The sequence below is a fragment of the Maridesulfovibrio ferrireducens genome, from assembly GCF_016342405.1.
GTDB classification, from domain to species: Bacteria; Desulfobacterota; Desulfovibrionia; order Desulfovibrionales; family Desulfovibrionaceae; genus Maridesulfovibrio; species Maridesulfovibrio ferrireducens_A.
Window position 1 is genome coordinate 117,705 of the sequence record NZ_JAEINN010000014.1, and the last position, 11,258, is coordinate 128,962.

General features: G+C 44.4%; 7 protein-coding genes. 5 read left to right on the plus strand and 2 right to left on the minus strand.

Annotated features, from left to right (window positions below):
- The first annotated feature begins 55 nt into the window (after nt 1-55).
- On the plus strand, nt 56-1,474 hold the full coding sequence (locus tag JEY82_RS15090) for a sensor histidine kinase (protein ID WP_304087105.1): 1,419 nt from the start codon (nt 56-58) through the stop codon (nt 1,472-1,474).
- Entirely contained in the window at nt 1,471-2,805 is a 1,335-nt protein-coding gene (locus tag JEY82_RS15095) for a sigma-54 dependent transcriptional regulator (protein WP_304087108.1), read from the plus strand. Before JEY82_RS15090 ends, JEY82_RS15095 begins: the two co-directional genes overlap by 4 nt.
- 9 nt (nt 2,806-2,814) lie before the next feature.
- Here JEY82_RS15095 and JEY82_RS15100 read toward each other — a convergent pair whose 3' ends face one another.
- Nucleotides 2,815-4,863, minus strand: a complete 2,049-nt coding sequence (locus JEY82_RS15100) for a S16 family serine protease (RefSeq protein ID WP_304087111.1) — start codon at nt 4,861-4,863, stop codon at nt 2,815-2,817.
- Nucleotides 4,864-5,386: 523 nt separating this feature from the next.
- Here JEY82_RS15100 and JEY82_RS15105 point away from each other — a divergent pair.
- The 3 genes from JEY82_RS15105 to nhaB all read left to right on the plus strand — a co-directional run bounded on the left by JEY82_RS15105 (nt 5,387) and on the right by nhaB (nt 9,539).
- On the plus strand, nt 5,387-6,022 hold the full coding sequence (locus JEY82_RS15105) for a hypothetical protein (protein ID WP_304087114.1): 636 nt from the start codon (nt 5,387-5,389) through the stop codon (nt 6,020-6,022).
- A gap of 10 nt (nt 6,023-6,032) precedes the next feature.
- Complete coding sequence (locus JEY82_RS15110; RefSeq protein ID WP_304087117.1) at nt 6,033-7,832, plus strand: SLC13 family permease; 1,800 nt, start codon at nt 6,033-6,035, stop codon at nt 7,830-7,832.
- An 87-nt stretch (nt 7,833-7,919) separates the two neighbouring features.
- Nucleotides 7,920-9,539, plus strand: a complete 1,620-nt coding sequence (gene nhaB, locus JEY82_RS15115; protein WP_304087120.1) for a sodium/proton antiporter NhaB — start codon at nt 7,920-7,922, stop codon at nt 9,537-9,539.
- A gap of 104 nt (nt 9,540-9,643) precedes the next feature.
- Here the strand turns inward: nhaB and JEY82_RS15120 are convergent, their stop codons facing one another.
- Complete coding sequence (locus JEY82_RS15120) at nt 9,644-10,990, minus strand: DEAD/DEAH box helicase (RefSeq protein ID WP_304087123.1); 1,347 nt, start codon at nt 10,988-10,990, stop codon at nt 9,644-9,646.
- Nucleotides 10,991-11,258: the final 268 nt, after the last annotated feature.

Below are 11,258 nucleotides of genomic sequence, written 5' to 3' on the forward strand. Positions count from 1 at the left end.
TCATAAACCTGCCTAAAACGAATAAATTTAATAAAATATCTATATAATAAACCTCATGTTCAAATTAAATATCCGGCAAAAGATAGTAATCGGTATAATCATATTCTCCATCTGTTTCGGATGTATCGGAATACTCTCGTATTCAAACACTATTCATCTGGAACGCGAAGTTCTGCTTGTTGAACGAGTTGACGACCTCAGTAATCTGATCCTCGAAATCCGGCGGACAGAGAAGAACCTGTTTCTCTATCACGATCCGACTGTTTTTTCGCAGGGAATCGAATACATAGAGCAAGCCGAAACTCTATTGCAATCACTCATGGAGGAGTTTACCCAGCCTGAGGTCAGGCAACATGGTTCCTCACTAAAAAATGGTTTAAATCACTACCGAGAGTTACTCGTAAAAATTGCTCCCGAAGTTGATTTCAGCAAAACATACAAACTTGATAGCGACCCTAACCTTCTCCGTGAATCCGGTCAGGCTATTGTGGAACATTCCCGCGCTATAGCCCGCTTTGAACGTGAAAATATTCTGAATATTAACAGAAACTTACGCACCAACCTGGCAATTTCAATAGTGGCAATAGCAGTCGTTGTTTCCATTCTGGTTATGTTTGTCAGCTCAAACATTCTCCGCCCGTTGCGGCTGGTACAGGAAGCAACCAAGCGCATATCCCTCGGTACTTTTGTAGCGCTCCCTATCAAAAACTCCCACGATGAAATTCAACAGGTATTTGTTGCTCTGAATTCAATGGTTGAACAATTATCGAAACGAAGATTACAGCTGGTGCAGGCTCAAAAACTTTCTTCCATAGGTACACTCGCTTCGGGCATAGCTCACCAGTTAAACAATCCGCTGAATAACATCTCCACCTCATGCCAGATTCTAATGGAAAACAAACGTGAAAGCGATAAACTTGCTGACAAAATGATGCACAACATAGAGCAGGAGACTTTAAGAGCACGGGACATTGTTAAGGGACTGCTTGAGTTCTCCCGTGAACGGGAATATTCACCGGCCCCGACTCTTCTTGATGCGATAGTTCATTCAGCCGTACGTCTTGTATCCAGTCAGGTTCCGTCCGACATTTCAATAAAAACAGATATCTCCGGCAAAATTTTACTGCAAGCCGATCGGCAAAGATTGCAGGAGGCATTCATCAACCTTATTATCAATGCCGTTCAAGCCATCGAACCGGAAGCGGGATCTATCCTTATCAGCGCCACAATTCACAATGAAAATGCGTTGATCACTGTAAAAGACTCCGGAACAGGAATAGATACCGAAACACTTGAGCGCATTTTCGACCCATTTTTCTCAACCAAAGAAGTAGGACAGGGCACCGGCCTCGGGCTCTATATAGTGTACGGTATTATTGAAAAACATCTGGGCCGCATCAGTGCTGAAAGCACACCTGGTAGAGGCACCAATTTCTTTATCCGCCTTCCTTTGGCTACGGATGGAATCATATGATCAGTCATGCCAATATTCTCATCATCGACGATGAACTTATAGCACGGGAGAACCTTGTACTTGTTCTTTCGCAGGAAGGTTATAATGCGGTTGCAGTTGAAACAGGCATAGCCGCACTGCAACAATTGGAAAAAAATGAATACGAGCTGGTCCTGACTGATCTGATGATGCCGGGAATGAACGGCATTGAAATTCTTGAACACATCAAAGAAATGCAGCCTACCACTGAGGTAATCGTAATCACGGGACATGCCACCGTATCAACTGCGGTTGTCGCTATGCAGAAAGGTGCTCATTCATACATTGCCAAGCCGTTCAATCTTGATGAACTCCGCATGCAGGTGCGCAAAGCCCTTGAACAGCGTGCCCTGTCTGTAGAAGTATTGCGCCTCAGACAGGTTATTGCTCAGGGTAAACAGGATTTCCCCTTGGTTGGACAGAGTGAATCTATACTTCGGCTGAAAAAGACCGTGCAGCAACTCGCCAACATGAACTGCAATGTTCTCATTCAAGGTGAAACAGGAACAGGTAAAGAACTCATTGCGCGGGGCATCCACATGCTCAGTAACAGGTCAAATGAGCGATTTATGGCTATCAACTGCGGAACTTTCACTGCGGAACTGATGGATAAAGAATTGTTCGGACATGAACGGGAAGCCTTTACAGGAGCACAGCGCGGACAAAAAGGAATCCTTGAAGTTGCTGACGGCGGAACTGTCTTTTTTGATGAAATGAGCGAACTGCCGCTAAATATGCAGGTAAAACTGCTGCGCGTCCTTCAGGAAAGAACTTTCCTACGCGTGGGCGGAACACAGGAAATCCCTGTTAATATTCGAATTATCGCCGCAACAAACTGCGATCTCAAAGAAAATGTTGAAAAAGGAACTTTTCGTCAGGACTTATTTTACCGCCTGAACGTAGTAACTCTTTCCGCTCCTCCTCTCAGAGAACACAGGGAAGATATTCCGGTGCTTGTAGGGCATTTTCTGGAGCAACATAGATCTCCGGAACAGACAATTACTACGATTTCTCAGGAAACTCTGGATATCCTCATGAATCACTCATTTCCGGGGAACGTGCGTGAATTGGAAAACATTGCACAACGGGCACTGGCTCTTGCCAAAGGAACGGTTTTTACTCCCGACCTATTGCCTTATGACGTACGCAATACCCCGATTGAAAATCCGCTGCAAACCCTCGAAGAAATGGAACATCGCCACATTGAAAAAGTTATGCTGGCAACGGGCGGTAACAAAACTCAAGCAGCTAAAATTCTCGGTATAGACAGAGTTTCACTCTGGAGAAAGATAAAACGGTACGATCTAGATTAAGATAAAAACTTAAAGAAGTGCCAAATCCACAACTTCTTCCAATCTACTGACAAGCCGTACTTCTATATTTTCAAGAACTTCAGGCTCGATACTACGCACTGCGTAATCACATTTTTCCGGCAGAACGACAGTCTTGATACCGGCACGGCCCGCAGCCATTACCTTTTCCCGTACCCCTCCGACAGGCAGAATTTCTCCAAGCAGAGAAATTTCTCCACTGAAAGCAACATCCTGCCGGACAGCACGGCCCGTAAGCATCGACAGAATAGCAATAGTTATGGTTATTCCCGCTGACGGGCCTTCTTTGGTCACCGCTCCGGCCGGAATATGAACGTGAATATCTGACGATTCGAAAAAGTCCGGTGCAAGACTGAACTTTTCAGCATTACTGCGAAGAAAACTTAAAGCTGTTTGCGCAGATTCCCGCAAAACTTCACCCAGCGATCCCGTAAGAATCAATTGTTTGTTTCCCTGCATTCTCGCAGCTTCAACAAATAAAATTTCTCCTCCGTTCTCTGTCCAGACCAGCCCAGTAGCCAGTCCAACCTTAGGTGAAGACTTTGCTGTAGTCGTAAAATGAGGTGGCGGCCCCATAATGTCAGGGATATCCCCAGCTTCAACCGTGACTATATCTGAATCTTCTCCACCTGCCAGCGTCTTTCGCGCCAATTTGCGACAAAGCGAAGCTATCTGTTTTTCCAAACCTCGAAGGCCGGCCTCACGAGTATAATCAATTACTAAACTTCGCACAGCTTCGGGTAGCAAATTAAAATCTTTTGGATTCAATCCATGTTGACTCAGCTGTGAAGGGATCAAAAAACGAGTGGAAATTTGCTGTTTTTCACTTAATGTATAACTTGAAAACTCGATCTCTTCCATTCTATCACGAAGCGGAGCAGGAAGACGTTCGACGATATTTGCAGTGGCAATAAAAAGAACACCTGAAAGATCAAAAGGAAGCCCCAGATAATTATCCACAAAAGAAGCATTCTGTTCAGGATCAAGCATTTCCAGTAACACGGCAGTTGCGTCACCCTGAAAATCCTGAATAACCTTATCCATCTCATCCAGCATAATAACGGGATTACGTACACCGGACTTCTGAATTCCCTGCAAAATTCTTCCTGCCATTGCTCCAACGTATGTACGTCGATGTCCCCTCAGTTCTGCTTCATCCCGCAGACCAGCCAGTGACAGACGAAAAAATTTGCGGCCCATCGCCTCGGCTATGGCCCTGCCGATAGAAGTTTTCCCTGTGCCGGGAGGGCCGGTGAAACAAAGAACAGGGCCGCGAAGACTCTGAATACGCTGATTTTTATTAAGCAGCTCCATCACATAATCACGCAATTTCGTCAGATTCACAGGTTTGCCGAGATACTGATCCGCCCCCTTCAACATAGCGGTAACAGCCGTCTTAACTGTAGCGTATCCTGTAAGCATAATAACACCGGTGTCGGGCCAGCGGCGGCGAACTTCTTGAAGAAGCTGAAGGCCGTCCATCCCTTCCATCTTCAAATCGGTCACCAAAATATCAGCGGGATCACGTTCCATCGCCTCAATGGCTTCAATGCCGTTAGCTACGGACGTTACAGCAAATCCTTCCTGTTCAAAAATTATGGAAAGATTTTCACGGGCAATGACTTCATCGTCAGCCAGTAAGATTTTAGCCTGTTGGCGACTGTGCAGGCTCTTAACCGCCAAAAATTCCAAGATACGTTCTTTGACCGGATTAAGCCCGTAATGACGCGCATCTAAAAGATCTTTTGCGCGTGTCAGGTCAAGATCATCTTTAGTAGTAACATTCCAAGGCAAGGACAGAATAAATTCAATATAATTGTGCCCAAGAGCAAATTCGGGCGAAGATTTATCTGTCTTGATTAATCTTTCACACTCATCATGGGTTACATCCAGTATGTGGTTCGGCAAAGAAGCAGATTCAATGCGCACACGCAAATCTTCCGCAAAAGGATCTTTCAGAATATCATGCACTTTTTGTCCGCCGGAACCTTTAGATTCAGGCTGTGATCCTTCATCTGTTTTTTTACGAAACCACTTCATATTCTAATTTCTCCTACCTTAAAAAATACTGCTGCAAAATGCCCTTTGAATGTCAAAATTATATAAAAAAGCTCACTAACAGTCCACTTTTTATAAGTAACATTAATCACTTGTGTTGTTAACGTTGCATTATGAAACAACTGAGACAAAATCTAAATAGCTATAAATTAATATCAAAAAATAAAGCATAAACAATTGGTATTAAAACCAATTATTAATTTAAAAGTACACTTTTTCTTTAGATTTTACATTCGGTTCATATTTTTAAGACAAAAAAGATTACCAGTCAGTTAATTCGCACTTGTGAATAAATGCACTAGTATTGCAAAAAGCAACACATGCAATTTCAAGAGGGAACAGACCCTATAAGGGATTCCCTTACATAAGCCCCGAAGACCTATTGCAAATCGCAACATGCGCGAGTGGGCAATCAATGCTATTTAATTAAATACTCTATTATTACAGTGCATTACATAGCAAAATTCACTTGGCATGACTTTTGATAGTTAAGAGAGGTGAATCAATGAACGAACAATGGGGAGGCAACATGGCTACAGTACAGAATGTAAAGTGTTTCTTAGATAGACACTACAAAACAACGGTCAATAACCAATGCAACACCTGTAGTGTAGGAACATGGGCCATCAATCGTGAACAGTCATCAAGTGATAATAAAGAAAGGAGATTTTTCTTGAAAACATTTTTGAACCGTTTCCGCACCAAACACCAGAACTCCACCGCCGCACAAGTTGAAAATGATCAAATCGTCAATACTCTCTCTGAATCTACCCGTCCGGGATGCAAAATTCTTGTCGTAAGTAAAGGATCTGCATTCTCCGGGAATGTAGTGAGCTATGCTGTCGAGATGGCAGCGAAAACCAAAAGTAGTTTAGTTGCTCTTAATCTTGATGAGCACGGCTCAAACTTTAATAATTTCCGTTCAGAATCTGAAGACAACATTGCCAGCTTCTCCGCTAAAGCCACAGAAGCAGGCCTCCTCTTTGCACATATCGTCAAAAAAGGAGCTGAAGATTCAGTCGTCGCAGAACTGCATTGTGCAGACAATGAGTTCCGTTATGTCATGGAAGATGTCGTCACAACGAAATCCACAAAACAGGCTATTCCTGTATACACGCATGCAATGCTGCGAGTGAAATAAAGGTATATTTATGACTCCCGAGATTCTTTTAGTTATGGGCGTACTCGCTTTCGCCGTCCTGCTGTTCGTCTTTGAATGGGTCAGAGTCGATGTTGTAGGTATCATAATGATGGTAATGCTACCGTTGCTTGGGCTTGTTACACCAAAACAGGCTATCAGCGGTTTAAGCAGTAACGCCGTTGTTTCTATAATTGCTGTAATTATAATCGGCGCCGGTTTGGATAAAACCGGCGTCATGAACACTATGGCGCGGCTCATATTGCGTTTTGCCGGAAAAAGCGAAATGCGGATTATGACAATGATATCCGGAACTGTTGCCGTCATTTCAGGATTTATGCAGAACATCGGCGCTGCGGCGCTGTTTATGCCGGCTGCTAAGCGTATTGGGAATCAGACAGGCGTCCCTGTCGGGCGTTTGCTTATGCCCATGGGATTCTGCGCTATTATCGGCGGATGTTTGACTCTTGTCGGTTCCAGTCCTCTGATTCTGCTAAATGACCTTATGGTCGTCGGCGGAAAGCACTATGAACCGTTCGGTTTATTCGGAGTTACTCCGATTGGCCTTCTATTAATTGCCGCCGCCCTTGCTTATTTCATCCTTTTCGGACGTTTCATACTGCCAAATAAAAATGTCGACGAAATTTCAGGACCGATGTCCACCCTTCTCACCAACACTTACGGTGGAATCGGCTCATTATTTGAATTGCACGTTCCTGAAACATGGACAAATGAAAATAACCTGATGGCTCTTGAACTGCGCCCGATTTATTTCTCAACAGTAGTCGCAATTGCCAGAAATAAAGGAACATCACATCTATTCGCTCCCGACGCTCTGGAAGGTATCCAGCCCGGTGATCATTTAGCAGTGGTAGGACCGCAGGAATTCGTTGAAAGTATGGCGGAAGATTTTGGGTGGGCGATGCAGTCGGAACTAACATCCTTCGCAGAAGAACTCTCCCCCAACAATGCCGGAATTATGGAAGGGATTGTTACGCCGCGTTCTGAACTTGTCGGACAGACTTTGTCAGAATTGCGCATACGTGACCGCTTTAAAGTTTCTCCTTTAGCCATATTTCGCGGAGAAAAGTTATTTGTCAGTGGACTTACCAGCATAAAAATTGAATCAGGCGATGCATTACTACTGCATGGTCGCTGGGAAATGTTCCATCTGCTGAAAGACAGACCGGACTTTGTCTTCACTGAAGAAGTAAAAGGCGAAGTGCTCCGCACTGAAAAAGCTAAAATTGCTGTAATGTGGCTGTTAGTTGCTCTTACACTTGCTTTAGGTTTTCATGTTCAGCTTTCCATATCCCTGCTCGCTGGAGCACTTGGAATGGTTTTGACAAAAGTGCTCAGTATTGATGAAGCATACCAATCGGTAGACTGGATGACGGTCTTCCTGCTCGGTGGACTTATTCCTTTAGGAATGGCCTTTGAAAATACCGGAGCGGCAAAATACATTGCAGATGCCCTCATGGTGGCACTTGGACATCCAACCCCTTTGGTTCTGCTAACTGCGATAGGAATTCTGACTTCATTTTTCACTTTAGTGGCCTCCAATGTAGGTGCAACAGTCCTACTGGTTCCACTATCAATGAACATGGCCCTCAGCGCCGGAGTTGATCCGCGAATTGCCGCTTTAACAGTTGCTGTCGCTGCTTCAAATACTTTTATCCTACCGACTCATCAGGTTAACGCACTGATAATGCGCCCCGGTGGTTACAAAACAATTGATTATGTCCGCGCAGGAGCGGGAATGACCGTTGTTTATATGGTGGTTATGATCTCGGCTTTAATGCTTCTTTACTAAGTTGACCGGATTAAACGCCAAGGAGAAAATTTCTCCTTGGCGTTTTTGCGTGAAAAAATAAAGACGACACATAAAAAGGAGAATTTAATGCAGCCTTCAATTATGCAGGCATTTGGTAGCAACTTTCTTGGTGCTGCTCCCAAATGGTACAAGATAATTATTTTACTTTTTTTAGTTCTCAACCCGTGCCTTATGTTTACAGCAGGGCCTTTTGTAGCCGGCTGGGCACTTATTGCAGAATTCATTTTCACACTGGCTATGGCACTGAAATGCTATCCTCTGCCTGCCGGTGGACTACTCGCATTTGAAGCTGTCTTTTTAGGTATGACTTCAACCGAAACTATTTATCATGAAGCTCTCAAAAATTTTGAAGTAATACTGCTGCTGATTTTCATGGTCGCAGGAATTTATTTCATGAAGGACTTTCTACAATTCACCTTCACTCGCATTCTTGTGAGAGTTCAGTCAAAAATCACTATATCCGTTCTGTTCTGTCTGGCTGGCGCAGTCTTATCTGCATTCCTTGATGCCCTTACAGTTACGGCCGTAATTATCGCAGTAGCTTATGGATTTTATAACATTTACCATAGATTTGCTTCAGGCAAAACACTGCATTGCGATCATGACCTCTGCTGTGACAAAGCCGCTGCCAAAAACCGTGAAGACTTGCAGGAATTCAGAGCATTCTTACGCAATCTTATGATGCATGGCGCTGTGGGTACAGCTCTCGGCGGGGTTTGCACACTTGTAGGGGAACCACAGAATCTACTCATCGGCGGCGAAATGGGCTGGCACTTTGTAGAATTTTTCCTCAAAATGATGCCTGTATCAATGCCTGTATTAGTAACGGGATTGCTGACTTGCGTCACAGTAGAATATTTTCATCTGTTCACATACGGTGCTAAATTACCGGGAAATATTCGTTCACATTTGCTTGAAACGGCAATTCAAATGGAAGAAAAACAAGGAACAAAAGGTAAAGTAAGATTAATTGTTCAAGCCATGGCAGGCATCTGGCTCGTCGTTGCGCTGGCCTTGCATCTTGCCGCTGTCGGTATCGTCGGACTGTCAGTAATTATTTTGCTAACATCCATGAACGGCATCATTGAAGAACATCACTTAGGTAAAGCCTTTGAAGAAGCATTACCATTTACAGCTCTTCTCGTAGTATTCTTCTCCGTTGTCGCTGTAATCCACGACCAAGGCCTTTTCCACCCTATCATCAATTATGTCCTCAGCTTACACGGACAAAGCCAGCTTGTAGCATATTACATTGCCAACGGATTGCTTTCAGCTATTTCTGATAATGTATTTGTTGCGACAGTATACATATCTGAAACAAAAATTCATTTCGTCAACCTGCTCGGAGCCATACCTAACATAGGAATGACCGGACAAGCTCTGATGGACAAACTCACCGATCCACACTTTGCAAGAGCTGACGTTGTTGCAGGCTTGCCACAAGCAGCAGCAACTCAAGCACTCGATATAATGAAAAATCTGGATAAACTCGCAGTAGCAATCAACACTGGAACCAATATCCCAAGTGTTGCTACTCCAAACGGTCAAGCAGCATTCCTGTTCCTGCTGACCTCAGCCTTAGCACCTGTCATACGACTGTCATACGGCCGGATGGTGCTTCTGGCCTTACCGTACACCATTACCATGTCAATCATGGGCCTCGTAGCTGTTAACTACTTCTTGTAGTAATCAGCAATGCTGCTATTGAATCTGGCAGCATCCCCGTCCTCGTAGATGACTTCCAACTTCTACGGGGGCGGGGTAAATATTATATGATCCACAAAAGACAACTACGCCATTTCTTCATAAATCTTTTGCCGGAGTCCAGCACTATACTCCAACACTCCGACTTTGCCATCAATGAAGTCATAAAGACGAGGCCTTTTGCCATCAGCAGGTCTTAGAATCCTACCGATAATTTGCACAAGCCTTCCCTTTGATTTAATAGGAGAGCAAAGAAAAAGAGTCGATAAACCAGAGCAATCAAAACCCTCACCTATCAAAGAAGCAGTGCTTGCCAGAACTTTGATCTTTCCTGCGTTGAGATCCTCAACAATTGTACAGCGCTCCTTTGTCGGAGTCTTTCCAGTCAATACGGCCACCTTTATACCCTGCTCCTCAAGGATACCAGCCAGAGAAAAAAGATGCGCGGTCCTGTCTGCAACGAGCAGCAAAGTTCCATTATCATGATCAACTTCTTCCTCCACAAGCGTAGCTATAAGCTTATTGCGATTCCAGTCCTCGGCAAGGGCAGTCATCATAAGAGGATATTCGTTTGAAGGGTCCCCCGCAAAAGAAAAGGCTGTATTCACGGTAAGTATTTCCGGCTTGAGTATGGCCCCGGTATCCCGAAGCAAATCAGGGTTAACCCGGTGAACCACATTTCCAAGAGTCAAATTTATTATTCGGTCAAGCCCGTCATTTCGGTACGGCGTGGCGGAGAGTCCGGTTAAAAATTTTGCATCAAAGCTGGTGACTACTTCTTGAAAAGTACTGGCCGGTGCCCGGTGGCACTCATCAACCACAATATGACCGAATGCCGGGATCAATTTATCCAAACGATTACGGGCAGTCTGGATAGTGGCCACGGTAAAGGGCTGAATGTCAAACTTCCCATTACCGACTTGTCCGGGCTCTATCCCCAGGAACTGACGCCCTCTTTCCACCCATTGTAATAATAATTCCTTGGTATGAACAAGTACAAGGCAAGGTTGCTTGCGCTCAACAATCAAAGCCAATGCCATAACTGTTTTCCCTGCACCGGTTCCTGCTTCCAGAATACCTTGTGAAAACCCGCAAAAAGATTGTAATGCTTGTGACTGATAGGGTCTCAGTTCTCCTTTAAAGACAAAGTCCACAGGCTCAAGTTCCCGCCTGTTGTCTTCATATATAATTTCTTCACCTGCGGCTTTAATAAGCTGGTGCAGTTCAAGCCCATAACCGCGCGGACAATGCAGCCGCCCCTTACGGTCTCCTGAAAACATCTTTATATACTTCGCAATACGCCTAGCATTGCGCCCGTACTTCAAGGCGTTGACATACTCAGGATTCATCAGAGTCAAAGATTCTTTGACCTTACCCACCAAGTCAGCAGGAGTGCCGACCAAGGTCAGGTCTTTTGATATATAAATCTGCATAAAAGCTCCTATCGTAACTCAATCCATGTAGTGCCGAAAATACGACCTTCAATAGCTATAACCTTCCTGACCTGATCAGCATAAAGGTAAACCTTATCTTTGTTGGCACTCTTAACCTTTGGGACAGTAAACCCAATATCCAGATCTCCAATGCGAGTATATCTATAAACTCTCCCGGACTACTATAGAACTAGGTTCCTCGACGTTCCGTGTGGAATTCAGTCATTCCATAATAAGTCCCGGATCGGTGCCCCAATGAGGTAGATCA

Bases quoted from the DNA above. Each gene is read 5' to 3' on its own strand.
- JEY82_RS15105 (WP_304087114.1), top strand. From the start codon at position 5,387: ATGAACGAACAATGGGGAGGCAACATGGCTACAGTACAGAATGTAAAG.
- JEY82_RS15090 (WP_304087105.1), top strand. From the start codon at position 56: ATGTTCAAATTAAATATCCGGCAAAAGATAGTAATCGGTATAATCATA.
- JEY82_RS15110 (WP_304087117.1), top strand. From the start codon at position 6,033: ATGACTCCCGAGATTCTTTTAGTTATGGGCGTACTCGCTTTCGCCGTC.
- JEY82_RS15120 (WP_304087123.1), bottom strand. From the start codon at position 10,990: ATGCAGATTTATATATCAAAAGACCTGACCTTGGTCGGCACTCCTGCT.
- JEY82_RS15100 (WP_304087111.1), bottom strand. From the start codon at position 4,863: ATGAAGTGGTTTCGTAAAAAAACAGATGAAGGATCACAGCCTGAATCT.
- JEY82_RS15095 (WP_304087108.1), top strand. From the start codon at position 1,471: ATGATCAGTCATGCCAATATTCTCATCATCGACGATGAACTTATAGCA.
- nhaB (WP_304087120.1), top strand. From the start codon at position 7,920: ATGCAGCCTTCAATTATGCAGGCATTTGGTAGCAACTTTCTTGGTGCT.